This is a genomic window from Streptomyces sp. NPDC052701, from assembly GCF_040678355.1.
GTDB lineage: Bacteria > Actinomycetota > Actinomycetes > Streptomycetales > Streptomycetaceae > Streptomyces.
This window is the reverse complement of record NZ_JBFATO010000001.1, coordinates 1-25,410: the sequence shown is the minus strand read 5'-3', so window position 1 is coordinate 25,410 and position 25,410 is coordinate 1. Positions and strand designations below refer to the sequence as shown.

Here is a 25,410-nt window from a genome sequence, read left to right as displayed (position 1 = left end):
TCAGCTCACCACTCCGGTCATGACGCCCACGGGCACGGCGATGAAACCGGCTGTGAGCAGCAGTGCGAGGACGTCGGCAGCGGTCTTCAGGGCCCGGTCGCGGGTGCGGCTGCCGACGCCGAGGGTCTGGGCGGCGCTCCAGAAGCCGTGCCGGACGTGCAGGCCGACCGCGAGCATCGCGACGATGTAGACGACGTTGCCGTACCAGGTGGAGAAGGTGTCCACGACGTTCTGGTACGGGCGGCCCTCCTGGAAGCCGCCGGAGTGCACGGTCCCGGTGGTCAGGTCCAGGACGTGCCAGACGATGAACAGGCCGAGGATGATCCCGCCCCAGCGCATGGTGCGCGTCGCGTAGGAGGCCCGCGGCTTCTTGTGGACGTACTTGTCCGGGCGCGCCTTGATGTCGCGGCGGCTGAGCTGGTAGGCGGAGACGGCGTGGGCGACGACGGCGAGGACCAGCACGACGCGGACCGCCCACAGCGTCCACTCGTAGTGCATGAAGGGCTCGCCGACGGTGCGCAGCCAGTGCGCGTAGTGGTTGAACTCGCCGGCCCCGAAGAAGATCTTCAGGTTGCCGATCATGTGGACGACCAGGTACAGCAGCATGATCAGGCCGCTGACCGCCATCACTGCCTTCTTGCCGACGGTCGAGCCCCACACGGTGCGCGCCAGGGAGGGCCGTCGGTCCGTCCGCGTTGCCAGAGCCATGTGACAGAACGCTAGGCGGTGTCCACCCCATCGGTCCAAGACATGGTCCGGCTCGTTTCCATAGGTTGCGGCTATCGTGGGAGGGTGCAGTTCCACCAGCTCCAGTACTTCGTGGCGGTCGCCGAAACCCGGCACTTCACCCGGGCCGCCGATCGGGTCCACGTCGCCCAGCCGTCGCTGTCGCAGCAGATCAAGGCGCTGGAGCGGGAGCTCGGCGCCGACCTGTTCCTGCGGGCGCGCGGCAACATCACGCTGACCGACGCGGGCGAGGCCCTGCTCCCGCTGGCCCGGCGCATCCTGGCCGACGCGGACACAGCCCGGCACGAGGTGCAGGAGCTGGTGCAGCTGCGCGGCGGCCGGGTCCGGCTGGGGGCGACCCCGAGCTTGTGCACGGGCCTGCTGCCGGACGTCCTGCGTGCCTTCCACGACCGCTACCCCGGCATCCGGCTGCTGATCGAGGAGGGCGGCTCCCACGACCTGGTCCGGGAACTGGCCCGCGGCGCCCTGGACCTGGCTCTCGTCGTCCTCCCGCTGCCGACGCCGTCCCCGGCGCTGACGACGGTCGAGCTGCTGCGCGAGGACCTGGTCGTGGTCTCCTCCCCGGACGCCCCGCGCCCCGGCGGAGGCCGGCGCACCGTGCGGATCGCCGATCTGGAGGGCGAGCGCCTGGTGATGTTCCGGCACGGCTACGACCTGCGCGAACTGACCGTGGCCGCGTGCCGTGCCGAGGGGTTCGAGCCGGACTTCGCGGTGGAGGGCGGGGAAATGGACGCCGTACTCGGGTTCGTGCGGGCCGGGCTGGGCGTCGCGGTCGTCCCCCGGATGGTGGCCGCGCGGTCCGGGCGCGGCCTGCGGGTCACCCCGCTGGCCCGGCCGGGGCTGCACCGGACCATCGCCCTGGCCCACCGCAGCGACGTGGCTCCGCCGCGCGCCGCCAGGGAGCTGCAGCGGATGCTGCTGGAGCGGTGAGCCGTCCGCGCGGCGCGGGACGTCCGCCGGGGCCGGGAACGCCCGGCACGCGCCCCCGCACAGTGCGCGGCGGGCGGGGGCCGGGGCGGCGCGGGGGTGCCGGCGGCGGCCGGGCCTGTGCCGCGGACCGGCCCGGGGGACGGCGCGGCGGCCGGGGGACCCTTGGCCGGGGCGCCGGACCGGGGGCCCCTGGGCGGGGCGCCGTCCCGGCACTCAGCCCGTCGCGTCCACCAGCGCCAGCTCGTGCAGCCGCTCCGGCGGGCCGGGACGGGCGTAGTACCAGCCCTGGGCGGTGTCGCAGCCCAGTATGCGGAGCTGTTCGGCCTGTGCGCCCGTCTCCACGCCCTCGACCGTCACCGCGAGGTCCAGGCTGTGGGCCAGGGAGACGATCCCCTCGACGATCTTCAGGTCGACGGGGTCGGCCGGGAACTGCTGCATGCTCTGGGTGAAGGAGCGGTCCAGCTTGAGGATGCTCACCGGCAGCCGGCGCAGGTTGGCGAGGTTGGAGTAGCCGGTGCCGAAGTCGTCCAGGGCGATCTCGACGCCCATCTCCGCCAGCCGGCGCAGCGGCTTGAGCAGGTCGTCGTCGGCGCCGATCAGCGCGGACTCGGTCACCTCCAGGCACAGTGCGTCGGGTGCGACGCCCGCGCGCTCCAGGATGTCGACGGTGTCCTGGACCAGGCCGGGATGGGTGAGCTGGCAGGGCGAGAGGTTGACGTTGATGCGCAGCGGGCCGAACGCGCCCGGGCCCCCGTGCAGCGCCCGCCACTCGCGGGCCTGCCGCACCGACTCCTCCAGGACCCAGCGGCCCAGCGGCACGATGAGCCCCGTGTGCTCGGCGAGCGGGATGAACCGGTCCGGGCCGAGCACGCCGTGCTGCGGGTGCAGCCAGCGCACCAGGGCCTCGGCGCCGCGGACACTGCCGTCGCCGAGGTGGATCAGCGGCTGGTACTCGATGAAGAACTCGCCGCGCTCCAGCGCGGTGGGCAGCGCGGTGGTCAGCCCGTGCCGGGTGATGACGCGGGCGTCGGCCTCCGGATCGGCCAGCTCGAAGCGGTTCCCGCCCGCCGACTTGGCCCGGTACATGGTGATGTCGGCGCTGCGCAGCACCTCCGCGGGGCTGCGCTCCCCGGCCGGGCCCTCGACGATCCCGATGCTGCCGCGCACGGTCAGCTCCCGGCCGTCGATGCTGATCGGCGCGAGCAGGGCGTTCATGATGCGGGCGGCCAGCTCGTCGACGCCCCGCTGGGTGTCGGGGCCGGTGGTCAGCGCGACGAACTCGTCGCCGCCGAGCCGGGCGACCATCTCGCCGGGCGCCGTCGCGCACGACTGCAGGCGGTCGGCGACCTCGACGAGCAGCCGGTCGCCGGCCGCGTGCCCGAGGCTGTCGTTGACGGTCTTGAAGCCGTCGAGATCGAGGTAGCACAGGCCGAAGCGCTGGCCCTCGCCGGCGCTCAGGGCCTTCTCCAGGCGTTCGAAGAAGAACGTGCGGTTGGGCAGGCCGGTCAGCGCGTCGTGCGTGGCCTCGTAGCGCAGCCGCAGGTTGAGCAGCCGCCGCTCGGTGGTGTCCTCCATGAGGGCGAGCTGGTACTGCGGGTCGCCCTGGGCGTCGCGCAGCAGGGAGACCGTCAGGTTGGTCCACAGGACCGTTCCGTCAGGGCGGTAGAAGGCCTTCTCCAGGTGGTAGTGCTCGCGTTCGCCCTGGACCAGTTCGTCGTAGAGCCGCCAGGTCTGCGGGGCGTCGTCGGGGTGGGTCCAGTCCCGGACGTTGCGGCCGCGCAGGTGGTGTTCGGACAGGCCGAACATGCGTAGCAGCGCGCCGTTGACCTGCAGGATGTTGCCGTCCAGGTCGGCGATGCCGATCCCTATGGCCGCGCCTTCGAAGACCGCGCGGAAACGGGCCTCGCTGGCGTGCAGCGCCTGGGCCACCACGCCCTGCGCGAGCAGGGCGGCCTGTGCGATGGACTCCTGCTCGGCCAGCGTCCGCTCCCGCAGCGCCTGCGCGTAGCCGGCGGCCATGGCGTGCTGCAGCCGTGCGCTGCGCGCCCGCAGGTCCTCGCGGTCGCCGTCCTCGCCGCAGTACAGCACCAGGTAGGCGTCGACGCAGTCCAGCGTCCGGCTCAGCGCCTCCGGGTCGGTGCAGTGCGCGGCCACCAGGGCGGCGCCCACCGCCTTGCCCTCGTCGGCGTCGAAGATCCTCGCCCGCAGCGCCCGGCTCAGCCTCCGCGCCAGCGGCAGCAGTTGCTCCTCGAACTCCGGCCGGGTCGACGAGGTCGAGGTGACCGGGAACACCGCCCGGCTCCAGATCGTCGCGAACCGGCGCAGTCTGTCCTCCGGCCCGTCCGGTTCCGCGGTCACGCCGTACGCCCCACGCCCGCGAAACCGGAGAAGGCCCACGGATCCTCGTCCTCCGGTGCGGTGTCGGGCCGCCAGTGCGGCATCGGCACCAGTCCGGGTTCCACCATGTCGTACCCCTCGAAGAACCGCGCGATCTCCTCGCGCGAGCGCATGATCAGCGGGCTGCGGATGTCCTTGTACACGTCCACCGCGCCCTCGGCCCGCTCCTGCGGCAGCGGAATTCCCTCGTACGAGGCATGGGTGAGGACGAGCATGCTGCCGGGCGCGAGCGCGTCGCGCAGCTCGGCCACCGCCCCGTACGGGTCGTCCGCGTCTTCCACGAAGTGCAGTATGGCAACGAGCAGCAGCGCCACTGGCCGATTCAGGTCGATCAGCCGCTCCACCTGAGGGCTGCCGAGAATCTCCTGCGGCTTGCGGAGGTCGGCGGCCGCGATGTCGGCGTCCTCGTCGTCCGCGAGGACGGCCTGGCTGTGCGCCACGGCCACCGGGTCGTGGTCGACGTAGACGACGCGTGCGCCGGAACCGGCCGCCCGGGCGACCTCGTGCACGTTGCCGAAGGTCGGTATGCCGGAGCCGATGTCCAGGAACTGGGTGACGCCCTCCCCGACCGCGAAGCGCACCGCCCGGCGCATGAACGCCCTGTTCGCCTGCATGACCTTGGGGAGTCCCGGCATGAACTCCAGCGCCTTGCGGGCCGCTTCCCGGTCCACCTCGAAGTTGTGCGAACCGCCCAGGTAGTAGTCGTACATCCGGGAAACGCTCGGCACCGTGATGTCGATGCTCCGTGGGGCCCAGGCGGGACGCTCCATCTATCTCTCCAGGCGTAGGCGATCCGGTGTTCGAGCAGAGGCTACTGATCGCTCGCCAACGGAGCGACCCGAAACGGAAATTGACCATCCGTTCCCGGTCACTGCCTGCGGCACGTGCCGATTTGATACCCCTCGCGCGGGCCGCGGAAGCACGTACTGCACTCCAGCGGGACCCGCCGAGGCCCGTCGAATTCCGGCGGGTTCCGGTGATTTCCGGTGGGTTCTGTAGGTTCTGCCGAGATCCCCCGCAATCCGCCGAGAATCGACGACACGGGAGGACATTCGGCTGGATACGGCGAGAACCGGCACGAGGGGAAAAGTGCCGCGACACGACAGGTCCGGACGCATCACGGCAAACCGGTCCGCCCCTCCGCCGGGAAGCGGAGGGGCGGACCGTGGCCGACGCGCCGGACGGACGAACTGACCGACCCTGGGGAGGTCTCTCTACTTCTCCGACGCGCCGACCGGCTTTCCGTCGGGCCGCACGGCGTACCACGTGCCGCCCACGCCCTGACCGTTGGTGTCGCCGGGGGCCTTGTCACCGGCGAAGGTGTAGATCGGCCAGCAGTTGATGGTCTGCTGCTCGGCGCCGTCGGGCCGGGTGAAGGTCATGTAGCCCTTCTTCTGGATGCCCTTGGTGTCCTCGAAGTCGACGGGGGACACGACCGGCCACTTCTCCAGGCAGGCGCCGGTGCAGGCGGAGACCGGCTTCGGCCAGGCCTCGTCCTTCATGAACCGGTAGACCGTCATGCCCTTCCCGTCGACGACGATCTCACCGAGTTCGGGGTCGTTGCGGGTCGACAGCCCGGGCCGTTCCTCGGCCGCCCCCTGCGCCTTCTTGCCGTCGGGTGCCAGCGCGTACCACTTGCCGCCCACGCCCTGGCCCTTGACGTCCCCGGCGTTGACGTCCTTGACGTAGCGGTACGCCGGCCAGCCGCCGACGGTCAGCTGCTTGGTGCCGTCGGCGCGGGTGACCGAGCCGAGCAGCGCCTTGTCGATGCCCTCGCCGGCCGTGGCGTCGTCCGCGGGCACCGGGGGCCAGGTCTTGGCGCAGTCGCCGTCACAGCTGGACCTGGGCGGTTCGGCGGTGTCCTGATCGAAGCGGTACAGGGTCAGGCCCAGGTTGTCGGTGACCACCTTGCCGATCTTGGCGTTGGTGGACACGGCCAGCTTTCCGGCAGGGGCGGCCGAACCGGACGGACTCGCGGAACTCTGCTGACCGCCCGCGCCGGCTCCGTCGGCCCCCGTGCCGATGTTCCCGTAGTCCCCGGGCACGGCCGTGGCCCCCACGTTCTGGCTGCTCGCCGATGGGGTCCCGTCCTGACCGCACGCCGTCGTCAGCGCCAGTACCGCAGCAGCGCTCGCCACGAGTGAGGCGCTCCGCCAGGAGGTCTTCATCGTCAACTCCCCATGATCCCAAGGGTGTTGCAGCGCCCTGCTGCGCCGCCGCACGACACTGGGTACGCACGGGGACCCGGGGTGTGTTCAACGGTCCGGCGATTTTTTTCTCTCCGGCCCCGGACGGCACCCCCTCCCGACCGCACACGCGTCCGCCCGAGGAGCAGGCGGGCGACCTGCGACCGGCGGCCGTACCTCCTTCGGGGGTATCCCCCGCGACTCCGGCGCGCCCCCGCGCACCAGGGCACATGATCTTCGTCGTGCAAGGACCCCTACCGACCCAATCCGGCCGTTTCACAAGGGCGTTGGCCGTGACGGCACTGGCCTGGGCGCTGGTGGGCGCACCGGCCGACGCGGCGGTGGCCGACGCCTGCGCGTACGCCTCGACCGGGCCGGACGGCATCCGGGCGGTGGCGGTCGCCGGCTCCCTCACCTGGCCCACGCCCCCGCCGTGCCAGAAGCCCACGCCGACCCCCACACCGCCGCCGAGCCCGACTCCGCCGCCGCCCCCGCCGCCCGAGCCGCCCCCCGTACCGCCACCGCCCCCCACACCGCCGCCGCCCCCGCCCTCGCCGCCGCCCCCGGAACCGGAGCCCACGCCGAGACCCGAGCCACCGCCCGCACCGCCTCCGCCCGCGCCGCGACCGGCGGCACCCCCGCCCCGGCCGGTGCCCGCTCCCCCTCCCGCCCCGGCACCGGCCCCGTCTCCGAAGCCGAGGCCGAGGCCCGAGCCGTCGGCCGAACCGGCGCCGGCGCCGGCAGCGAAGCCCGTGCGCTATCCGCCGTACCGCGCCGCACGGCACCACCGGCCGTCGGGCAGCGCGCCGTCACCGCTCGTCTTCGTCCTGCTGATCACCACGCCCGCGGTGGTCGCCGCCGCCGCGTTGCGCCCGCGCTGACCCACCGAAGTCTTGGAGGCACCTCTTGCCGGAATGGCTTGTTCTCACCTTCGCGATGCTGGCCGCCTGTGTCGTGGTGGTCGTCATCACCCTCGTACGGGACCGCACGGCGGCCGAGGACGAGGATCCCAGCGAGACCCCGGACGTCATCGAGTACATCACCATGTGGATCGGCGTGCTGTACGCCATCGTCCTGGGGCTGGCCATCGCCGGTGTCTGGGAGGCGCGCAGCGCGGCCCAGGAGCACGTACGGGCGGAGGCCGCCGCCCTGCACGAGGTCTCGGAGCGGGTGCGGGTCTACCCGGCCGAGGTACGTGACCGCATCCGCGAGGACGTCGACGCCTACGTCGCGCACGTCGTCACCACCGAGTGGCGGACCATGGCCGACGAGGGCCGTGTCACCGGGCGCGGTGCCGAGCTGCTCGACCGCGTCCGCCAGGACGTCACCGACTACCGGCCGAAGACGGACTTCGAGGCCCAGGCCTACCAGCCGCTCGTCGACCAGGTGACCGCGGCGGACCAGGCGCGCAGCGCCCGGGCGGAGTCGACCGCCCCGACCATGCCGGGCGTGGTGTGGTTCGGGCTGATCACCGGAGCCGTCGTCACCGTCGGCATGCTCTTCGCGCTGCAGATCCGGCGCACGGCGCGCGAGCTGGTCCTCGCGGGGATCTTCTCCGCGCTGATCGCCTTCCTGCTCTTCCTGATCTGGGACTTCGACGCGCCCTACAGCCGGGGCATCGCCGCGACGGCGGACCCGTTCCTGCATCTGTTCCCGCACGTCGGGGGGTGACGGACGACCGGGGACGGCCGACGGCGCGTCGGTCGTCCCCGGCGTTCAGATGCGCTTCTCGGCCCGGCGCCGCATCCAGAACACACCGCCGCCGACGACCGCCGCGGTCACCAGGCCGCCGCCGATGGCCACGTCGGTCGGCGTCGCCCCGGTGGAGGTGCTGCCGCCCAGGCCGCCGCGGACGCCACCGAGGACGGTGAAGGCGGACGGGCGGGTCAGTGTCCTGCCGGCGCAGTGGACGGTGATGTCGTACGTCCCCGGACGGGCGTCGGCGTTGACGCTGGCGGTGCCCTTGGCCGTGTCGTTGGCGCCGCGGACCGGCGTCAGAGTCGTCGTCCGGAACGCGTTGGACGACGCGGTGCCGCCCTGCCGGCAGCCGTCGACCGTGATGGTCAGCCGGCCGCCGCGGGCGATGACGTTGGGCAGGGCGACGATGTTGCTGGGACCGGCGTGGTTCCCGTGGCCGCCGTTGCCCCCGGCGCCGTCTCCCCGGCCGCCGTTGCCGCCCGCGTTGTTGTTGCCACCGTTGCCGCCGCCGATGTTGTTGTTCCCGTGGCCGCCGTTGCCGCCCGCATTGTTGTTGCCGCCGTTGCCGCCCGCGTTGTTGTTGCCGCGGCCGCCGTTGTCACCGCCGACGTTGTTGTTGCCGCGGCCGCCGTTGCCCTCACCGTTGTTGCCGTTGTTGTTGCCGTTTCCGCCTCCGTGGTTGCCGTTGCCGCCCGCGTTGTTGTTACCGCCGTTGCCCCCACCGTTGTTGTTGCCGTTTCCGCCCTCACCCCCGTTGCCCCCATTGCCCCCATTGCCGCCGTTTCCGCCGTTGCCGTCGTTGTCGTTCCCGTTGCCGCCGAAGCCACCGCCGTGACCGCCGTGACCGCCGTGACCGCCGTTGCCGCCGAACCCGCCACCGTTGTTGTTGCCGTTTCCGCCGAAACCGCCGCCGTTGCCACCGCCGAAACCGCCGAAACCGCCGAAGCCGCCGTTGTCGTTCGGGGCGAAACCGGGGCCGTCGTTGCCCGAGGTTGCGCCGGGGACACCGTCCCAGGAGACGGCCGTGGGAGCGGCGAGACCGAGGACGGCGACCGCGACGCCGGCGGCCGCCAGGGCACGAGAGTTACGCATGAGATCCTCCGCGGAAGACGCCCCGGGTCCCGTCCCCGGTCGATCGGCGAGAAAGCGCCTCCCAGATAGACCCTCAGTTGCCGTGCACGAAGCCGCATTTCGGGAATGGTCCGTCCTGGTGAGAGAACACGCCCCGCGAAAACCGCACAATCGGATATCACCGCAGGTCACGGACCGTCAGAAAATTCCTGGTGGCGGCAACTCGGATGGCGCACCGGAAAAGGCCGGTGCCACCCGTTCGCCCTCGCCCCGTCGCCGGTCGCGCGCGCCGCGCTTAGCGTTCTGATATGCGCGATTGACGCGGCGACGGTCGCGTCGAGAGGGGATGGCGAATGTCTGCGTCCGAGCTGGCCCTGGCCGAAGAGGAGGCGCGGCCGAGGAAGCGCGCCCCGTGGGGCGTGGTAGCGCTTGTTCTGCTGAGCGGCCTCGCGCTCATCCGCAACGGTTCGGGGGAGTTCGACGTGGGTCCGCCGCAGCCCGCGACGGCCGCGGCGGACAGCCGGGTGCCCGAGGCCACGTTCGCCGGGGTCGCGCAGCCGCTGCCGTACGCCGTTCCGGACCGGGTGAGGATCCCGGTGATCCGGGTGGACGCGCCGGTCGTCCCGGTGGGTCTGGACCCCGACGGCTGGGTCAGCGCGCCGCCCGCGGAGGACCCGAACCTGGCGGGCTGGTTCACCGGCGCCGTCACCCCCGGCGAGAAGGGCACCGCGGTCCTCGTCGGCCATGTCGACAACACACAGGGCCCCGCCGTGTTCTACGGTCTCGGGGCCCTGAAGAAGGGCAACCGCGTCGAGGTCTCGCGCGCGGACGGGAAGACGGCCGTGTTCGAGGTCTACGGCATCGAGGTCTTCGACAAGAACGACTTCCCCGGCGACCGGGTGTACGGCTCCAAGGGCGCGCCGGAACTGCGGGTCATCACCTGCGGGGGCAGTTTCTCCCAGCAGAACGGCTACCAGGGGAACGTCGTCGCCTTCGCCCGCCTGGTCGAGGTCCGCTGAGCGTCCCCGGCCGGGCGGGCACGGGCCGTCACACGTACTGCCGTCTGGGGACCGTGACGTGGTAGCCGGAGTCCAGCAGCTGCGGCAGGTAGCTGCGCAGGGCCTGGACGCTCTGGGAGCGGTCGCCCCCGGCGTCGTGCGAGAGCACCACGACGCCGGGGGCGGCGCCCTCCTCGACCCGGTCGACGATGGTGCGGGTGCCGGGGGTGGTCCAGTCGAGCGTGTCGACCGTCCAGGCCAGCGGTTCCATGCCGAGTTCGGCGCCGAGTTGGAAGGCGGCGCGGTTCCAGGCCCCGTAGGGCGCGCGGAACCACTCGGGGCGTTCGCCGTACGCGTCCTCGATGACGTCGCAGGTGCGTTCCATCTCGGTGCGGATCCGGCCGCGCGTGAGGTCGGTCAGGAGGGGGTGGGACCAGGTGTGGTTGCCGACGACGTGGCCCTCGTCGGCCATCCGGGCCAGCAGGTCCTTGTTCTCGGCGGCCATCCCCCCGCACACGAAGAACATGGCGCGCACCTCGTACCGCGCCAGTGTGTCCAGGATGTCGGGGGTGTAGCGGGGGTCGGGCCCGTCGTCGAAGGTCAGCACCATGGTCCGGCCGCGGCCGGACACCCGGAGCAGGGGGGTGCGCCGGACCGGGGTCCGGCCTGGTGCGGCACGTGGTGGGCCGTAACCGGTCAAGGGCTGGAGGCGGTAGGCGGAGGGCGCGAGCGCGGGGCGTGCCGGAGCGCCCGCCACGGGGCCGGCCGGCCGTGCCGGCCGCTCCCCCGCGCCCCTCGTCAGCACACCGGCCGTACCGGCCGTACCCGCAGCGACGGCACCGGCGAGCAACGCGCGGCGCCGTGTGAGCAACTGATCCTTGTGCATGACTCATCAGTCGCCCGGCGGAAGGCCGACGCACCTGGGCTGCACCGGTCCGGCGGCATGATTCCACCCGCGCGGCCCAGTCGTCCGGGTCAACGGCGGTGCGCCGGGGGGAACTCACGCCCGGGAGGTCTTCGTGCCGTCGGTGCACCAGGCCCGGCGAACGGGGCACCCGGACGGCGGGCAGTGTCCCGCGGCCGCCGCGGGTCTGCCCTCGCTGGCGGCGCTCGGCCTCGCCGGAGGGGACGGGGCCGAGGCCGCCCCTCTCCCCGCGCGGCGCCACCGGACGGCCCGCGGCCGGGTGGGCGACCGGCCCGGCGGGCGGTACGGCGCGTTCCGATAGCCTCACGGGCGTGACGGAACACCACTCCCACCAGTTCGAACGGGGCACGGACGGGCCGAAGGTCATCCTGGTCGGGGTGGACGGCTCCGACTCCTCCCTCCGGGCGGCGGCCTACGCCGGCGGTCTGGCCCGGCGCCAGCGGGCGCTGCTCGCCGTCGTGTACGTGCAGCCGGTGCTGGCGGCCGGGGCCGCCTTCGGGGCACCGGTCGCCGAGACGACCGACGAGATCGCCGAGGACCTCATCGCCCAGATCCGGGACGCGGCCGAACGGGTCAAGGGGATATTCGACGTGCGCTGGGAGTTCCACACGTTCCGCGGCGACCCCTACACCGGCCTGGTCAGGGCGGCCGACGAACTCAAGGCGGACGCGGTGGTGGTGGGCGCGTCCGAGCAGGCGGGCCACCGGATCGTCGGGTCCGTCGCGATCCGCCTGGTGAAGGCGGGCCGGTGGCCGGTGACGGTGGTGCCGTAGCCGGCGGCGGCACCGCGCGCACCGGGATCGCACGGGCCCCGGCGGGGCCCGCCGGACGGGGTTCGCGGGAACGCGCCCGGGTGCCGCCGCCCGGGGTCGCGGGCCGCCCGGAAACTCCGCGCGTGTGCGCTCCGGCTTCCGCCGGTACCGTGGTTGCGTCAGCATGATCCGCCATCGTCCGTTTGCCGATCGCGAAGAGGTGAGGCGCATGGCCGGGCTCCGCATGGGCGAGGGGATTCTCCGTCGCAAACCCATCGAGCACATCGAGGAGACGGAAGTCGGCGAGGGCACGCGGCTGGAACGGTCGCTCGGCCTGTGGCAGCTCACCGCGATCGGCGTGGGCGGCATCATCGGCGCCGGCATCTTCACCCTCGCCGGGGCGGTGGCCAACGGCACGGCGGGGCCCGCGGTGCTGGTCTCCTTCCTCGTCGCGGGTGTCGCGAGCGCCGCGGCGGCGCTGTCGTACGCCGAGTTCGCGGGGCTCATCCCGAAGGCGGGCTCGGCCTACACGTACGGGTACGCGGTGCTCGGCGAGCTCGCGGGCTGGTTCATCGGCTGGGACCTGCTGCTGGAGTACACGGCGATCGTGGCGGTGGTGGCCATCGGCATCTCCGGGTACTTCGGCTTCCTGGTCAACGAGATGGGCGCGGACCTGCCGGCCTGGATGCTGGGCGCGCCCGGCACCGGCGAGGGGCACCGCGTCGACCTGTTCGCCGCGCTGCTGTGCCTGCTCATCGCGTACCTGCTGACCCTCGGCATCAGGAACGCGGCCCGCTTCGAGACCGCGGTGGTGGTGCTGAAGGTCCTGGTGGTGCTGCTGGTGATCGCGGTCGGCGTCTTCCACATCGACACGGCGAACTACAACCCGTTCTTCCCCTACGGGGTCAGCGGGGCGTTCACCGGCGCGGCGACGGTGTTCTTCGCGGTGTTCGGCTACGACGCCATGTCGACGGCGGCCGAGGAGTCCAAGGACGCGCAGCGGCACATGCCGAAGGCGATCCTGTACTCGCTGGCGATCTCGATGGTGCTGTACGTGGCGGCGTGCCTGGTGCTCACGGGCATGCAGAACTACAAGGACATCGACAGGGAGAGCGGCTTCTCGACGGCGTTCCAGTCGGTGGGGCTGGGCGGGCTCGCCAACGTGATCGCGGTGGGCGCCATCATCGGCATCCTGACCGTGATGTTCACCTTCATGCTGGGCGTCACCCGGGTCTGGTTCGCCATGTCGCGCGACGGGCTGCTGCCCACCTGGTTCGCCAAGACGCACCCGACGCGGCACGTCCCCACGCGTGTCACCTGGATCGTCGGATTCGCCTCGGCCGCCATCGCCGGGTTCCTGCCGATCGGCGAGGCGGCCGAACTGACCAACATCGGCATCCTGCTGGCGTTCGTGGTGGTGTGCACGGCGGTGATCGTGCTGCGGTACCGGCAGCCGGAGCTGCCGCGCACCTTCCGCACACCGTGGATGCCGTTCGTGCCGGCGGTGGGCGTCCTCTTCTCGATCTGGCTGATCACGTTCCTGCAGTGGCAGACCTGGCTGCGGTTCGCCGCGTGGTTCGCGCTCGGGCTCGTGATCTACTTCGGGTACTCGTACCGGAAGTCGGTCCTGGCGCGCCGCTAGGGCCTGTCGTCGCACTCCCGCCTGCCCCGCGATGCCGGGGGGGCGGACGTCTCCCCCGTCCCGCGTGCGCCGCTACTGCCCCATCACCAGCCCGTCCTTGCCCGCACCGCGGCTGAGCACCACGTCCCGGACGCGGTCGCGCACGGCGTGCAGGTCGGCGCCCTGCGCGAGCGCCTGGTTGAGGTTCACCACCCGGCCGGCGTCGACGTCGAACCACTGCGGGACGAACTCGGCCCTCGTCACCTCCCAGCGCCCGCCCGGCCGGGCGGGCGGGGCGAAGGTGAAGCGGCCGAGCGTCGACTGGTTGCCGCGGGGGTCCTGGACGCCCTGGTGGTTCTCCGTCACGCCGGCGGCCTGGTTGCCCATGCCGTACACCACCCAGGTCCCGTTGACCTTCTCGTACGCCTGCGGGACGTGGGCGTGGGTGCCGAGGATCAGGTCGATGTCGGGGCGGCCCCCGGTGCGGGCGGCGGTCAGCCGGGCGGCCAGGGCCAGTTGCCGGTCGTCGGGCGCGTCCTGCCACTCGGTGCCCCAGTGCACGGAGACGACGACCACGTCCGCGCCCGCCCGCCGGGCGGCCCTGGCGTCCGCGAGGATCGCCGCCTCGTCGATGAGGCCGACGGCCCAGGGCCGGCCGGGCGGGAGCGGGAAGCCGTCGGGGGCGTGGGTGTAGGAGAGGTGGGCGACCTCGGCGGGGCCGGCGTGCAGGATCGTGGCGGTGCGCGCCTCCTGCTCGGTGCGCGCCGAGCCCGCGTGCCGCACGCCCGCGCGGTCGAGGGCGTCCAGGGTGCGGTGGATGCCGTCGGCGCCGTCGTCCAGGGTGTGCTCGGAGGCGGTGGCGCAGCTGTCGTAGCCGGTCTCGGCCAGGGCCGGGGCGATCTCGGGCGGGGACGTGAGGACGGGGTGGTCGGTGTGGTCCCCGTTCTCGCCGTACACGGTCCCCGTGTGGCACAGGGCCAGGTCGGCGGCCGAGACGACGGAGCGGACGCCGGAGAGCATCGGACGGAAGTCGTGGGCGACGCCGCCCCCGTCGAAGAGCGCCCGGTCGACGACCGAAGCGTGCGGCAGGACGTCGCCGGCGGCGACCAGGGTGAAGCCTCCGGTGCCCGGGGCCGAGGGCGCGGGGCGCCCGGGGGCGGAGGGCTGGTGGTTGCGGGCCTGGCAGGCCGCGCCCGCGGCGAGGACGACGGTCAGGGCCAGGGCCACCTGTCGACTGCGTGCGATCATCCGTTCACCCCGTTGTAGTCGTATTTACACACAAACAGGTAAGAAGCCTTGCTCGGTCACACGCGGTTCCGACACGCCCATTAGCCCGTCCGATGACCGCGGACGGGCCGCGCCGACCGTTCGTCGAACCGTTCGCCGACGCGATCGACCGTCCGTCGCAGACCCGTGCGCGCGCCCTGTGCCGCAGCCGCGCCCTGCGGTGCCATACGGCCATGACGGCCGGAACCACTCTCATGAACGGGACGACCGCCGAGCACGAGCTCGCCGCACTGCAGCGCGAGCACGGCCGGCCCCTCTTCGCGCTGCTGCTCCGGCTCTGCGACGGCGACCGGCAGCGCGCGGAGGACCTGGTCCAGGAGACCCTGGTGCGCGCCTGGCAGCACCCCGAGGCCCTGCGCGCCGACGACTTCGACTCCGTGCGACCGTGGCTGATGACCGTCGGGCGGCGGCTGGCGATCGACGCGCGGCGGGCCCGGCAGGCACGTCCGGCCGAGGTCGGGGACGCGGTGCTGGAGAACGCGCGGGTGATCTCCGACCACGCCGAGCGGGCCGCGGCGGCGCTGGACGTCCGCGAGGCTGTGAAGACACTCACTCCGGAACACCGTGAAGTCCTGGTGCTCGTGTATTTCCAGGGGGCGAGTGTGGCGGAAGCTGCGGCAACCCTCGGGATCCCGCCCGGTACCGTGAAGTCCCGCGCGTACTACGCGCTGCGCGCCCTGCGCCGGGTCCTGCCGGGATACGCCTGCGACCTGGGGTGAAACCGACGGTCGGGTCAAGCCTCCGTAAAGCGCCTTGCCGCGGACCCCGGTTGAGTAATCGGCTGTCCTCATCCGTGTTCCGGACGAGGGGGCCGGGCCCGGGGTCGGGTGACGCGCAGGTACCGGAGGAAGGCGGGAAGGAATGCTGCACAGAGGTCACGAGGGCACGGACGGAACCGGTGGTGGACTGATCGTTCCCATGGCGTGGTTGTACGCCGAGTACATCGCCGACGAGCTGCTGCGGAGCGGCGACCTGATGCCGCCCACGTCCTTCGAGTTCCGCGCCGGACGGGATGCCCTGGCGCTGACGATCTTCCTCTCCGACACGGACGGGGAACTCTCCGGCATCCGGGTCGTCACCCAGCTGGAGACCTGGCTGTCGCTGACGGCGTACGACCAGCCGTGGCAGGAGTGGGTGGGCGAGCGGCTGGCGGAGCTCGCCGCGGACGCGGCGGCCTCCGGCCGGCCCGCGCCGGACCTGGCGCTGGCCGAGGCGGCGTGGCGGTGGCTCCAGGACACCGAGCTGCTCGCGCCGGACCTGAACGCGGTGCCGGGCGGCGGCCCGGTGACCGGCGAGGACGAGGGACCGAAGGTGTGGACGCCGGCCTGGCAGCTCGGGCTGCCGCTCGGGCATCTCGCCATCCATCTCTTCTAGCCCGGAATTTTTTTCGGATCCGGACCAATCCGCGGGCCCGAGCGCTCCGAATGCTTCGGTTGCGATTCTGCGCGTGCCTTGAGTGATTCGGCCCACTGGTACGTACCGATGGGAGCAAGGAGTCACCCCACCCGCACCCAACGGCACGAGGATTCGGCATGAGGTCCCTGGAGAGGCATCGTGACGTCGGCGCCTACGCGCTCGGCGTGCTGGACGAGGTGGAGGCCTTCCGCTTCGAGGACCACCTCATGGAGTGCCCGCGGTGCGCGGCAGAGGTGACCGAACTCGGCGTCACCGCACGCCAGTTGATGCTCTACCGGCGGGCCACGCCGCGCTTCGTGCACCCGGTGGCGAAGCCCGGTCCGCGGATGCTGGACCGGCTGCTGTCCGAGGTGGCGGCCCGGCGCCGGGCCGGACGGCGGCGGCTGCTGTTCGCCGTGGCCGCCTCGGTGGTGTTCGCGGTGGCCGCTCCCGGGGTCGCGGTGATGGCGGGCGACGGCGGCCCCCGGCCCGTGCGGATCGCGGCGACCGACGCGCGGTCGGGCGTGTGGGCGCAGGTCACGACCGAGGACGAGGCCTACGGCAGCCAGGTGAGGCTGGAGGTCAAGGACGGCGCGGGTCCCCGCTCCTGCCATCTGGTCGCCGTCGGCCGGGACGGCTCCGAGGAGACGGTGACGAGCTGGAGCGCGCCCCGCCACGACGCCCGCCCCAACACCATGATGGGCGGCTCCGCCCTGCACCTCCACGAGATCGTCCGCTACGAGGTCCGCTCGGAGGACGGGGAACACCTGGTGACGCTCCGGCCGCGTTAGGGCCCTTCCACGGATCTCCGCGGTGTCGCGCCACCCGGGCGGTCCGGTGGCCGGCGAGGCGCTCGGCGGGGAAGGCCCTGAGCGCCTCGGTCCCGGGGTTCAGGCGTACGCCCGGGAGTGCCGCTCGGGGTCGGAGCGCCCGGCTCGGCTCAGCCGGGCTCGACCCGGCTCGACTCAGCCCGGCTCCGCCACCGCGAACTCGGACCACACGCACTTGCCGCCGCCCCGGGCCTCCACGCCCCACACGTCCGCGAGCAGCTCGACCAGGAGCAGACCCCGCCCCGAGACGCCCGACTCGCCCGCCTCGCGGCGGCGCGGCAGGGCGCTGGATGAGTCCTCCACCTCCACGCGCAGCCGGCGCTCGGCCCCGGCCGGCACCCGGAGCGTGACGACCGCGGAGCCCTCGGTGTGCATCAGGGCGTTGGTGATCAGCTCGCCGGCGACCAGTTCGACGTCGTCGGCGCGGTCCGGGGCGCCCCAGGCGGCGACCGCGGCGCGGATCATGTGCCGGGCCCCGGCGAGGGCCTCGGGGTCACCGGGCGCCACGTACTGCCGGAGCCGGCCGCCGGACTGCGGGGTGTCCGGCATGCGGCGGTGCAGCAGGAGCAGGGCCGCGTCGTCGTCGCCGCCGCGCTCCTCGGCCACCTCGATGAGCCGGTCGGCGAGGTCCCGGACGTCGTCGGGGCCCGTCGCGACCAGCGCGGCGAGGGCCCGCATGCCGTCGTCGAGGTCGGCGCCGGGCTGCTCGACCAGGCCGTCGGTGCACAGCAGCAGGGTGGTGCCGGGGTCGAGCTCGACGGTGCCGACCGGGTAGTCGAGGCGCCCGAACTCGGCGGACAGGCCGAGCGGCAGCCCGCCCTCGGCGGGGATGCGGCGGCAGGAGCCGTCGGTCCGCCGCAGCAGCGGGTCGATGTGCCCGGCCCGGACCACCTGGACCACTCCGGTGGACAGGTCGGCCTCGGCGTACAGGCAGGTCGCGAAGCGGTCGGTGTCGAGTTCGTGGAGGAAGACGGAGGCACGGGCCATCACGGTGGCCGGGGAGTGGCCCTCGGCGGCGTAGGCGCGCAGCACGATGCGCAGCTGGCCCATGACGGCGGCGGCGTGCGTGTCGTGGCCCTGGACGTCGCCGATGACGGCGCCGACCCGGCCGCCGGGCAGCGGGATCAGGTCGTACCAGTCGCCGCCGATGTCCCGGCCGGGGGAGCCGCCCATGGTGGCGGAGCGGTAGCGGACGGCGACGTCGGCACCGGGCACGCTGGGGATGGTGCGCGGCAGCATGGCCTGCTGCAGGCTCTGCGCCAGGTCGCTCTCCTGTTCGTAGAGCACGGCCCGTTGCAGGCTCTGCGCGATGCTGCTGCCGAGGGCGAGCAGGACGTTGCGGTCCTCCGGCGAGAAACCGCGCCGGTCGCTGTAGAGCAGCCCGAGCGCGCCGATGGGCCTGGCCTGGGCGATCAGCGGCATGTAGGCGGCGGAGCCGATGTTCAGGCCGGTGATGTGCGGCCACAGGAGCGGGTAGCGCTCCGCGAACTCCTGCGGGGACTCGATGAAGCGCGGCCGGAGGGTCCGTACGACCTCGCTCATCGGGTAGGGCTCGTCGATCCCGGTGACGCGGGTGCCGGGGACGAAGCTGCCGCTGGGGCCCTCGGCGACCAGCCGGATGCGGCCGGCCTCGACCAGTCCCATCACGAGGCTGGTGGCGCCCAGGAGGGTGAAGCCGTGGATGTCCTTGAGGACGTCGATGACGTCGTCGACCGTGCGGGCGTGGGCCAGGGCGGCCGTGGCCAGCTCGACGACGTCGGTCTGCTGCCGGCGGAGCTCGTCCCGTACGGCCTGCTCGTGGCGGACCGCGCTCTCGCCGAGCTCCTGGGTGGCGTCCCGGACGATGCCGATGATGCGGCGGGGCCGGCCGGTCTCGTCGCGGCTGATGTAGCCCTGGGTGTGGGTCCAGCGCAGGGTGCCCTCGCGGCGGCGCATGCGGAAGTAGGCGCCGTAGTTCTCGCTGCCGTCCTTCAGTGCCCGGGCGACCACGGCGTCCAGCCGCCGGGCCTCGCCCGGCGGGACGCGTCCGGCCAGGGTCTCGGGGTGGCCGTCGTACTCGTCGGGCCGCAGCTCGAAGACCTCGTGGGCCTGGGCGTCCATCCGCATCAGGCCGGAGTCCAGGTCCCAGTCGAAGCGGCCCATGCGGTTGAGCGCCAGGACCGGATCCGGGTGGGCGGGCCAGTCGTCCGGGAGAGACGGGGCTCTCGCTCCCCGATCAGCCATGCGCCCACCTTGCCAGGATTCGTTTGATTCTTCGACTGCTGGGCGGCGGTGTGAGCCGCCCCTCACCCGTGGAGGACGCCGATGGGGCCGCCGAAGATGCGCTCGGTGGCCGGGGCACCGGAAGTCCGTCCGCCGCCGGACGCGCCGGAGCCGCCCGGCACGCGCTCGGGGCCGGCCTCACCGGTGGTGCCGGGCGAGGGGGCGGGCCCTGGCACCGGCGGCGCGGTCCGCGCGGGGGACGGCGACGTTCGGGAGACGGGGGACGGGGTAGCCGGGGAGGTGGCCGTGGAGTCCGTGAAGGGGTCCGGCCCCCGGGGCGCGACCGGCTGGAGGGAGTCCTCCTGCGAAGTCCGCGCCGCCGGCACCGGGAGCGCGACGGCGGTGCGGCGGGTGTCCGCACCCCGTCCTCCCGCCTCGCCCCGGGCGATCCGCCGCCCCCGTCCGCTTCGCCCGCCCGGGTCGCGCAACCGCGGTGGCGACCGGCGGGGCGCGACGGCGGGGTCCGGCACGACGCAGGAGGGAGGAGCGCCAGACCGTGGACTGGTTCGCCGCGCCCGACTACTGGCTGACCCGGCTGGTCTTCCAGCGGGGCCTGGCCGTGCTGTACCTGGTCGCGTTCCTGACGGCGGCGCTGCAGTTCCGGGCGCTGATCGGGGAGCGCGGCATGCTGCCGGTGCCCCGGTTCGTCGAGCGGGTGCCGTTCAAGCGGGCGCCGAGCCTGTTCCAGCTGCACTACTCCGACCGTTTCTTCGCGGCCTGCGCCTGGACGGGGTGCGCGGTGTCGGCGGCGCTGGCGGCGGGGGCGGACTCGCTGCTGCCCCTGTGGGGCGGCATGCTGCTGTGGCTGGTGCCGTGGGTGCTGTACCTGTCGATCGTCAACGTCGGGCAGACCTGGTACTCGTTCGGCTGGGAGTCCCTGCTGCTGGAGGCCGGCTTCCTCGCCGTCCTCCTCGGCAACGACGAGGTGGCCCCGCCCCTGGTCGTGCTGTTCCTGCTGCGGTGGATCCTGTTCCGCGTCGAGTTCGGCGCGGGGCTGATCAAGATGCGCGGCGACGAGTGCTGGCGGAAGCTGACGTGCCTGGACCACCACCACGAGACCCAGCCGATGCCGGGCCCGCTGAGCTGGTTCTTCCACCATCTGCCCAAACCCCTGCACCGCGTCGAGGCGGCCGCCAACCACGTCACCCAACTCGTGGTGCCGTTCCTGCTGTTCGCCCCGCAGCCCGTCGCCACGGCCGCCGCCTCGCTGATGATCGTCACCCAGCTGTGGCTGGTGCTGTCGGGCAACTTCTCCTGGCTGAACTGGATCACCATCGTGCTGGCCGTCCCGGCGGTGCGGTTCCCGGCCGATCCTCCGGACGCTCCCGGCGCGCCGCTGTGGTACGTGGTGGTGGTCCTCGCGGTCGCCGCGCTGCTCGTGGGCCTGAGCCACCGGCCCGTCCGCAACATGCTCTCCCGCCGCCAGGTGATGAACCGCTCCTTCGACCCGCTCCACCTGGTCAACACCTACGGCGCGTTCGGCAGCGTCAGCCGGGTCCGGTACGAGGTGGTCGTCGAGGGCACCGCGGACGAGGTGCCGCGCGAGGACTCGGAGTGGCGGGAGTACGAGTTCAAGGGCAAGCCCGGCGACCCCCGCCGCTGGCCGCGCCAGTACGCCCCCTACCACCTGCGGCTGGACTGGCTGATGTGGTTCGCGGCCCTCTCCCCCGCGTACGCCGATCCGTGGTTCGGCGCGCTGGTGGAGCGGCTGCTGGAGAACGACCGCGACACGCTGAAGCTGCTGCGCCGCTCGCCGTTCCCGCCGGACGAGCCCCCGCGCCACGTCCGCGCCCGCCTGTTCCGCTACCGCTACACGACCTGGCGCGAGTGGCGGGAGACCGGCGCGTGCTGGGAGCGCACGTATGTACGGGAGTACCTGCCGCCGACCCGGCTGGCGGGCGCGGCTCACAGGTCGTAGACGCGGGGCGGCCAGGGCCGGCGGTTCCGGGGGCTCCCCGGGCACGGTGACGGTCTGGGCGAGGACGGTGCGGCCGGGTCCCGCACGTGGTGGTGCGGGGCGGCGACGGTCACGCGGCCCCTTCCCCGGGCACGGGGGCGTCGGCGGGCAGCAGGCCGGTCTCCCGCAGCTCCCGCCAGAGGGCGGCGGGCACGCGTGCCTCGAACTGGTCGGCGCAGTCGTGCACTTCGCGGGCCGATCGGGCGCCGACGAGGACGCTCGCGACGGCCGGGTGGGCGGCGCCGAAGGCCAGGGCGGCGGCGCGCAGGGTGGTGCCGTGGCGCTCGGCGCTCTCCTTCAGACGCAGGGCCCGCTCGAGCAGCGCGGCGGGGGCGGTGGCGTAGTCGTACGTCGCTCCGGGCCTCGGGTCGGCCAGCAGGCCGGAGTTGAAGACGCCGCCGACGACGACCGAGGTGCCGCGTTCGTGGGCGGCGGGCAGCAGTTCGGCGAGCGCGCTCTGGTCGAGCAGCGTGTAGCGGCCGGCGCACAGCACCACGTCGACGTCGGTGTCGCGGACGAAGCGGGTGAGCATCTCCGCCTGGTTCATGCCGGCTCCGATCGCACCGACCACCCCCTCGGAGCGCAGCCTCTCCAGGGCCGGGTAGCCCTCCCGGAAGGCCTGTTCGGCGTGGTCGTCGGGGTCGTGGAGGTAGACGACGTCGGCCCGGTCGAGCCCGAGCCGTTCCAGGCTGGCCTCCAGGCTGCGGCGTACGCCGTCGGCGCTGAAGTCCCACACGCGGCGGTGCGTGGCGGGCACCGCGAAGCCGTGGGCGAGGTCGTCGCCCGCGCCGTCCCGCGGTTCCAGCCGCCGGCCCACCTTGGTGGAGATCGTGTACGCGGCGCGGGGGCGCTCGCGCAGGGCCGCGCCCAGGCGGCGCTCGGACAGGCCGAGGCCGTAGTGCGGGGCGGTGTCGAAGGTGCGCACGCCCCGCTGCCAGGCGGCGTCGACGGCCGCGTACGCCTGTTCCTCGCCGACCTCGCTGTACAGGTTGCCGATCCCGGCCGCGCCGAAGGCCAGGGCGCTGACCTCGACGCCGCTGCGGCCGAGCCGGTTCACCGGGCCACCGCCGGACGCGTCCGCGGGCCCTGGGCCACCGCCCGGGAGGCGAGCCGGGCGAGCTCGTCGTCGTGGCCGAGCCGGCCCGGGGAGGTGGTGCGGGCGGGGTCACCCGGCCCGCGTCGCCCGCCGGGACCGTCCGCGCCGGACCGCTCAGCCGAGGACGAACGGCAGCTTCGCGGCGACATCGCCCAGCACGGCCTTCTGCGCGTCGGTCGGGGTACGGCGTCCGGTGCCGGTCAGCAGTGCGTCCGTGTCGGAGAACGCGGCGGGGAACGCGGTCCCGGCGATCTTCTCCAGCGCCGCGCGGGCCGCGGCCAGGGTCTCGGCGGGCGGCCGGGGGGCCGACGGCAGGTGCGCGACCAGGTCGAGGTGGTGCAGGGTCCATTCGAGCACGTACGCGCGCAGGTAGTCGCCGGCGGTCAGCACCTCGTCGCGGGTGCCGACCCGGGCGGCGGGATCGGCGAGTCCGGCGGCGCGGCCCGCGGCGGAACCGACGTCGTCCAGGTGGAACTTGAGCAGCCACGGCTCGCCGTACGCGGCGGCCAGCCGGGGGATCAGCGCGTCGAGCGGGTCCTGGCCGGTCGGGGGTGCGACGAGGTGCCAGTAGGTGACCGCGTCCACGGTCGGCTCGGCGTCGGCGGGCGTGGCCAGGGTGATCAGGACGTCCTGGGCGTCGAGGACCAGGTGGCACACCAGGTCCCGCACGAGCCAGCCGGTACAGCCGGACGGCCGCTCGAAGTCCTCGTCCCGGAGGCCGGCGACCGTCGCGCGCAGCGCTGTCCACGAGTGTGAGAAGAGATCCACCGCGGCACGGTAATGCCGGACCGCAACGGCGGACAAGCGTGCGTGCCGTCCCGTGCCTCCCCGGGACCCGGCTGGAGGGACGAGGGACCGTACGCGGCTTCGGGGCGTCGCCGGTGCCGCCGCCGGGCTGCTGCCGGTCGCCGCGACCTGCTGCGCCGGCGGCGAGGGCCGCACGTCCGGCCCGCGGCGGCCGGCCTCGAGGGACGCCGCGGCGGCCTTCTCCGACCGGTACCCACGCCGGGGCCCGCGTCGAGATCCCCGGCCACGGCCGCCGCGCGGTCGGGGATCTCGACGCGGGGCCGTTCCGCCGGGCACGGTCCTCCTGCGGATCCGCCGGTGCGCCCACCGCGGCCGAGGAGCCGCGCGGCGGCCTGCCCTCCGGCGGGCCCTGCCCCGTACGGCTCGCGGGCCGGCCGGGGACGGAGGCGGAACTGCTGTATCCGGCGGGTCGGTTGGAGCAGCGCAGCCCGTGGCGGCGGACGGCACCGACGGACTAGAGTCGAACACATGACTGCCGGGTCGGCCGTGGGCCATGCACGAGTGAGGCGCCCGGCCTCGGCGTGACCTCGAGGCGGGCCAGGGGCCCGCCGCCGTCCTCCGTGTCCTTCGCCGTCCTCCCCTCCGAGCGCCCCCGTTCGGAGCTTTCCGACGCTTGACCAGACCCGGAGACGAATTCCCCATGCCCCGGACACAGCAGTCCACCGCCGTCCAGCTGAACCACACCGTCGTCCACGCCACCGACCGCCAGCTGTCGGCCGATTTCCTCGCCACGATCCTGGGCCTGGTGCCCGGCGCGCCGTTCGGCCCCTTCCTCCCCGTCGACCTGGGCAACGGCGTGACGCTCGACTTCTACGAGATGCGGGACGAGCCGATCCAGCCGCAGCACTACGCGTTCCTGGTGCCCGACGAGCAGTTCGACACGATGATCGCCCGCCTGGACGCGGTGGGGGTCACCTACTACGCCGACCCCCACCACACCGAACCCGGCCGGATCAACCGTCTCTTCGGCGGTCGCGGCGCCTACTTCGACGACCCGGACGGCCACAACATGGAGATCATGACCCGGCCCTACGCCCGACCCTGATCCGGTCCGGCCCCGCGTCGCCGCACGGTCCGGTCACAGCGCCCGGTACATGACGTGCAGCCCCACCCGCCCGTGCCGGGGGTGCTCGTACGCGTCCGGAACGGTGCCGAGGATCGTGAAGCCGAGGGAGGTCCACAGCTTCACGGCCGGGTTGGTCTCCACGACGGCGTTGAAGACCATCCCCCGGTATCCGGCGGCCCGGGCCTCGTCCAGGACGTGCTCGCCGAGGGCGCGGCCGATGCCGCGGCCGGCGTGGCCGGGGTGGACCATGAAGCCCGCGTTGGCGATCTTCGCGGCGGGACCGCCGTAGTTGGGGGTGAGGTAGGCGGAGGCGACGACGGCTCCGCCCTCGTCCTCGACGACGTACACGCGCTTGGCCGGATGCATCCACAGGGCCCGGGCGTCCTCCTCGGAGGTGCCCGGGTCCCAGGTGTAGGTCTCGCCCGCGGCGACGACGCGGTGCCAGATGGGCCAGATACGCGGCCAGTCGTCCGCCGTTGCTTCCCTGATCAGCATGGGTGCGAGTCTGGCACGCCCACGCCGTCGGCGATCGCGGTGGACCGGGTGCGGGAGGGCGTCAGTCCACGCTGGGCAGGATGTGGGGCTCGGCGAGGTCCTCCTCGTAGCCCGCCAGACGGATGGGCGCCGACCTGGCCCACACGTCGAGGCTGCCGAGTTCCCCGGGCCTTCGGCCCACGCGCTCCGTGCCTTCCTTGGGGCGCTGATCGCGATTGGTCTTCTCCGGTGTCACCGCGCACTCCTTATGTGTCGGTCACCCTAGGGACGGAGGCCCGGTTGTCCGGCCGGGCGCCTGACGTCCGCTCGAGTCTGGGTCAAAAGACGGTTCGGACGCGGTGGCGCCGGCAACTCACGTGAGATCAGGCCGCTGTGAACCGGCTCGTCCCATGACGGACCGTGGGTGTGGGTGGGACCCCGTGTGCCGTCCGTCCGCTCCAGACTAACCAAATGAGCGGGGGTCCGCTCGATGGGGTCGAAAACAAGGCGTAACGATCGTGTGTCACTCCGTGGTTCGCCCGTCGGGACAGACGACTGTTCGTCACCTGACGACCGTTTTGCGTAGCCCGTTCGGCCCAGCGCCCCTGGGCCGGGGGCCGTTCGCGGAAGCGGGACGGCGTCCCGCCGGACACGGCAGCCCTCGAGGGCGCCGCGCGGTTCACACGCCGCCGGCCGGGGCGCGGGCTCGCCCCGCGCACGGCCGCGCCACCGTGCCGCGGCCGTCCCGCCGCGAGGAGCGCCGGGCGGCCGGGGCGGTGCGGCCCGCCGGACGGCCACCTCGGTCCGGCGGACAGTCACCCCGGCCCGCCGGACGGCCGCCCCGGTCCGGCGGTGCAGAGTCTGCCGTCCGCCCCGCTCGTCGTGCTCGATGATCTTCACGAGGTGTTTGA

Annotated in this window: 23 protein-coding genes and 2 pseudogenes; 13 read left to right on the top strand and 12 right to left on the bottom strand. The window is 73.4% G+C overall.

Annotated elements, in window-relative coordinates:
* Entirely contained in the window at positions 1–672 is a 672-nt protein-coding gene (locus tag AB0L29_RS00125; protein WP_365822647.1) for a succinate dehydrogenase, read from the bottom strand.
* Between the two features lie 120 nt (positions 673–792).
* Here AB0L29_RS00125 and AB0L29_RS00120 point away from each other — a divergent pair, with 120 nt between their 5' ends.
* A complete protein-coding gene (locus AB0L29_RS00120) occupies positions 793–1,677 on the top strand; it encodes a LysR substrate-binding domain-containing protein (protein WP_365821630.1) in 885 nt (294 codons plus the stop codon).
* Positions 1,678–1,890: 213 nt separating this feature from the next.
* Here AB0L29_RS00120 and AB0L29_RS00115 read toward each other — a convergent pair whose 3' ends face one another.
* The 3 genes from AB0L29_RS00115 to AB0L29_RS00105 form a co-directional block, all read right to left on the bottom strand.
* A complete protein-coding gene (locus AB0L29_RS00115) occupies positions 1,891–4,035 on the bottom strand; it encodes an EAL domain-containing protein (protein ID WP_365821628.1) in 2,145 nt (714 codons plus the stop codon).
* The gene (locus tag AB0L29_RS00110) at positions 4,032–4,844 is read right to left on the bottom strand and encodes an SAM-dependent methyltransferase (protein WP_365821626.1); all 813 of its coding nucleotides are present in this window, start codon (positions 4,842–4,844) and stop codon (positions 4,032–4,034) included. The genes AB0L29_RS00115 and AB0L29_RS00110 overlap by 4 nt, the downstream gene beginning before the upstream one ends.
* 444 nt (positions 4,845–5,288) lie before the next feature.
* Positions 5,289–6,242, bottom strand: a complete 954-nt coding sequence (locus AB0L29_RS00105) for an SCO0930 family lipoprotein (RefSeq protein ID WP_365822645.1) — start codon at positions 6,240–6,242, stop codon at positions 5,289–5,291.
* A 770-nt stretch (positions 6,243–7,012) separates the two neighbouring features.
* On the opposite strand from AB0L29_RS00105, the gene AB0L29_RS00100 reads away from it, so the two are divergent.
* Together AB0L29_RS00100 and AB0L29_RS00095 are read left to right on the top strand one after the other, a co-directional pair.
* Positions 7,013–7,141, top strand: a complete 129-nt coding sequence (locus tag AB0L29_RS00100; protein WP_365821624.1) for a hypothetical protein — start codon at positions 7,013–7,015, stop codon at positions 7,139–7,141.
* A 25-nt stretch (positions 7,142–7,166) separates the two neighbouring features.
* Positions 7,167–7,931 carry a DUF4239 domain-containing protein gene (locus AB0L29_RS00095; RefSeq protein WP_365821622.1) on the top strand — a complete coding sequence of 255 codons (765 nt, stop codon included), beginning with the start codon at positions 7,167–7,169 and terminating at the stop codon, positions 7,929–7,931.
* A gap of 45 nt (positions 7,932–7,976) precedes the next feature.
* Here the strand turns inward: AB0L29_RS00095 and AB0L29_RS00090 are convergent.
* Positions 7,977–8,506 (bottom strand): annotated as a pseudogene (locus AB0L29_RS00090) (hypothetical protein).
* Between AB0L29_RS00090 and AB0L29_RS00085 the strand changes: the two are divergent.
* Together AB0L29_RS00085 and AB0L29_RS00080 are read left to right on the top strand one after the other, a co-directional pair.
* Entirely contained in the window at positions 8,484–9,119 is a 636-nt protein-coding gene (locus AB0L29_RS00085; RefSeq protein WP_365821620.1) for a hypothetical protein, read from the top strand. The pseudogene AB0L29_RS00090 and the gene AB0L29_RS00085 sit on opposite strands and share 23 nt — an antisense overlap.
* 263 nt (positions 9,120–9,382) lie before the next feature.
* Positions 9,383–10,048, top strand: coding sequence for a class F sortase (locus AB0L29_RS00080; protein WP_365821618.1), 666 nt, complete (start codon positions 9,383–9,385; stop codon positions 10,046–10,048).
* A gap of 28 nt (positions 10,049–10,076) precedes the next feature.
* Here AB0L29_RS00080 and AB0L29_RS00075 read toward each other — a convergent pair whose 3' ends face one another.
* Complete coding sequence (locus tag AB0L29_RS00075) at positions 10,077–10,913, bottom strand: polysaccharide deacetylase family protein (RefSeq protein ID WP_365821616.1); 837 nt, start codon at positions 10,911–10,913, stop codon at positions 10,077–10,079.
* A gap of 350 nt (positions 10,914–11,263) precedes the next feature.
* Between AB0L29_RS00075 and AB0L29_RS00070 the strand changes: the two genes are divergently transcribed.
* Both AB0L29_RS00070 and AB0L29_RS00065 read left to right on the top strand, forming a co-directional pair.
* Positions 11,264–11,725 carry a universal stress protein gene (locus tag AB0L29_RS00070; protein WP_365821614.1) on the top strand — a complete coding sequence of 154 codons (462 nt, stop codon included), beginning with the start codon at positions 11,264–11,266 and terminating at the stop codon, positions 11,723–11,725.
* Between the two features lie 208 nt (positions 11,726–11,933).
* The gene (locus AB0L29_RS00065; protein ID WP_365821612.1) at positions 11,934–13,346 is read left to right on the top strand and encodes an amino acid permease; all 1,413 of its coding nucleotides are present in this window, start codon (positions 11,934–11,936) and stop codon (positions 13,344–13,346) included.
* A 72-nt stretch (positions 13,347–13,418) separates the two neighbouring features.
* Here AB0L29_RS00065 and AB0L29_RS00060 read toward each other — a convergent pair whose 3' ends face one another.
* Positions 13,419–14,573: a CapA family protein gene (locus AB0L29_RS00060; protein WP_365821610.1), complete on the bottom strand. Its 1,155-nt coding sequence runs from the start codon at positions 14,571–14,573 to the stop codon at positions 13,419–13,421.
* A gap of 212 nt (positions 14,574–14,785) precedes the next feature.
* Between AB0L29_RS00060 and AB0L29_RS00055 the strand changes: the two genes are divergently transcribed.
* The 3 genes from AB0L29_RS00055 to AB0L29_RS00045 all read left to right on the top strand — a co-directional run bounded on the left by AB0L29_RS00055 (position 14,786) and on the right by AB0L29_RS00045 (position 16,798).
* Positions 14,786–15,331, top strand: a complete 546-nt coding sequence (locus tag AB0L29_RS00055) for a sigma-70 family RNA polymerase sigma factor (RefSeq protein ID WP_365821608.1) — start codon at positions 14,786–14,788, stop codon at positions 15,329–15,331.
* A 142-nt stretch (positions 15,332–15,473) separates the two neighbouring features.
* The gene (locus AB0L29_RS00050) at positions 15,474–15,986 is read left to right on the top strand and encodes a hypothetical protein (RefSeq protein WP_365821606.1); all 513 of its coding nucleotides are present in this window, start codon (positions 15,474–15,476) and stop codon (positions 15,984–15,986) included.
* A 158-nt stretch (positions 15,987–16,144) separates the two neighbouring features.
* Entirely contained in the window at positions 16,145–16,798 is a 654-nt protein-coding gene (locus tag AB0L29_RS00045; protein ID WP_365821604.1) for a zf-HC2 domain-containing protein, read from the top strand.
* Positions 16,799–16,972: 174 nt separating this feature from the next.
* Here the strand turns inward: AB0L29_RS00045 and AB0L29_RS00040 are convergent, their stop codons facing one another.
* Positions 16,973–19,060: a SpoIIE family protein phosphatase gene (locus tag AB0L29_RS00040; RefSeq protein ID WP_365821602.1), complete on the bottom strand. Its 2,088-nt coding sequence runs from the start codon at positions 19,058–19,060 to the stop codon at positions 16,973–16,975.
* A gap of 535 nt (positions 19,061–19,595) precedes the next feature.
* On the opposite strand from AB0L29_RS00040, the gene AB0L29_RS00035 reads away from it, so the two are divergent.
* On the top strand, positions 19,596–21,017 hold the full coding sequence (locus AB0L29_RS00035) for a lipase maturation factor family protein (protein ID WP_365821600.1): 1,422 nt from the start codon (positions 19,596–19,598) through the stop codon (positions 21,015–21,017).
* A 109-nt stretch (positions 21,018–21,126) separates the two neighbouring features.
* Here AB0L29_RS00035 and AB0L29_RS00030 read toward each other — a convergent pair whose 3' ends face one another.
* Together AB0L29_RS00030 and AB0L29_RS00025 are read right to left on the bottom strand one after the other, a co-directional pair.
* Positions 21,127–22,113, bottom strand: coding sequence for an aldo/keto reductase (locus tag AB0L29_RS00030; RefSeq protein WP_365821598.1), 987 nt, complete (start codon positions 22,111–22,113; stop codon positions 21,127–21,129).
* A gap of 153 nt (positions 22,114–22,266) precedes the next feature.
* Positions 22,267–22,920, bottom strand: coding sequence for a maleylpyruvate isomerase N-terminal domain-containing protein (locus tag AB0L29_RS00025; protein ID WP_365821596.1), 654 nt, complete (start codon positions 22,918–22,920; stop codon positions 22,267–22,269).
* 359 nt (positions 22,921–23,279) lie between these two features.
* Here AB0L29_RS00025 and AB0L29_RS00020 point away from each other — a divergent pair.
* Positions 23,280–23,417, top strand: a pseudogene (locus AB0L29_RS00020) (amidase); the annotation flags it as partial.
* Between the two features lie 182 nt (positions 23,418–23,599).
* Entirely contained in the window at positions 23,600–24,004 is a 405-nt protein-coding gene (locus AB0L29_RS00015) for a VOC family protein (protein ID WP_365821594.1), read from the top strand.
* Between the two features lie 33 nt (positions 24,005–24,037).
* On the opposite strand, the gene AB0L29_RS00010 is transcribed toward AB0L29_RS00015, so the two are convergent.
* Together AB0L29_RS00010 and AB0L29_RS00005 are read right to left on the bottom strand one after the other, a co-directional pair.
* A complete protein-coding gene (locus AB0L29_RS00010; RefSeq protein ID WP_365821592.1) occupies positions 24,038–24,520 on the bottom strand; it encodes a GNAT family N-acetyltransferase in 483 nt (160 codons plus the stop codon).
* Between the two features lie 61 nt (positions 24,521–24,581).
* Positions 24,582–24,755, bottom strand: a complete 174-nt coding sequence (locus tag AB0L29_RS00005) for a hypothetical protein (protein WP_365821590.1) — start codon at positions 24,753–24,755, stop codon at positions 24,582–24,584.
* Positions 24,756–25,410 lie beyond the last annotated feature (655 nt).

Bases quoted from the DNA above. Each gene is read 5' to 3' on its own strand.
- AB0L29_RS00045 (WP_365821604.1), top strand. From the start codon at position 16,145: ATGAGGTCCCTGGAGAGGCATCGTGACGTCGGCGCCTACGCGCTCGGC.
- AB0L29_RS00040 (WP_365821602.1), bottom strand. From the start codon at position 19,060: ATGGCTGATCGGGGAGCGAGAGCCCCGTCTCTCCCGGACGACTGGCCC.
- AB0L29_RS00055 (WP_365821608.1), top strand. From the start codon at position 14,786: ATGACGGCCGGAACCACTCTCATGAACGGGACGACCGCCGAGCACGAG.
- AB0L29_RS00050 (WP_365821606.1), top strand. From the start codon at position 15,474: ATGCTGCACAGAGGTCACGAGGGCACGGACGGAACCGGTGGTGGACTG.
- AB0L29_RS00010 (WP_365821592.1), bottom strand. From the start codon at position 24,520: ATGCTGATCAGGGAAGCAACGGCGGACGACTGGCCGCGTATCTGGCCC.
- AB0L29_RS00105 (WP_365822645.1), bottom strand. From the start codon at position 6,242: ATGAAGACCTCCTGGCGGAGCGCCTCACTCGTGGCGAGCGCTGCTGCG.
- AB0L29_RS00075 (WP_365821616.1), bottom strand. From the start codon at position 10,913: ATGCACAAGGATCAGTTGCTCACACGGCGCCGCGCGTTGCTCGCCGGT.
- AB0L29_RS00060 (WP_365821610.1), bottom strand. From the start codon at position 14,573: ATGATCGCACGCAGTCGACAGGTGGCCCTGGCCCTGACCGTCGTCCTC.
- AB0L29_RS00110 (WP_365821626.1), bottom strand. From the start codon at position 4,844: ATGGAGCGTCCCGCCTGGGCCCCACGGAGCATCGACATCACGGTGCCG.
- AB0L29_RS00080 (WP_365821618.1), top strand. From the start codon at position 9,383: ATGTCTGCGTCCGAGCTGGCCCTGGCCGAAGAGGAGGCGCGGCCGAGG.
- AB0L29_RS00015 (WP_365821594.1), top strand. From the start codon at position 23,600: ATGCCCCGGACACAGCAGTCCACCGCCGTCCAGCTGAACCACACCGTC.
- AB0L29_RS00065 (WP_365821612.1), top strand. From the start codon at position 11,934: ATGGCCGGGCTCCGCATGGGCGAGGGGATTCTCCGTCGCAAACCCATC.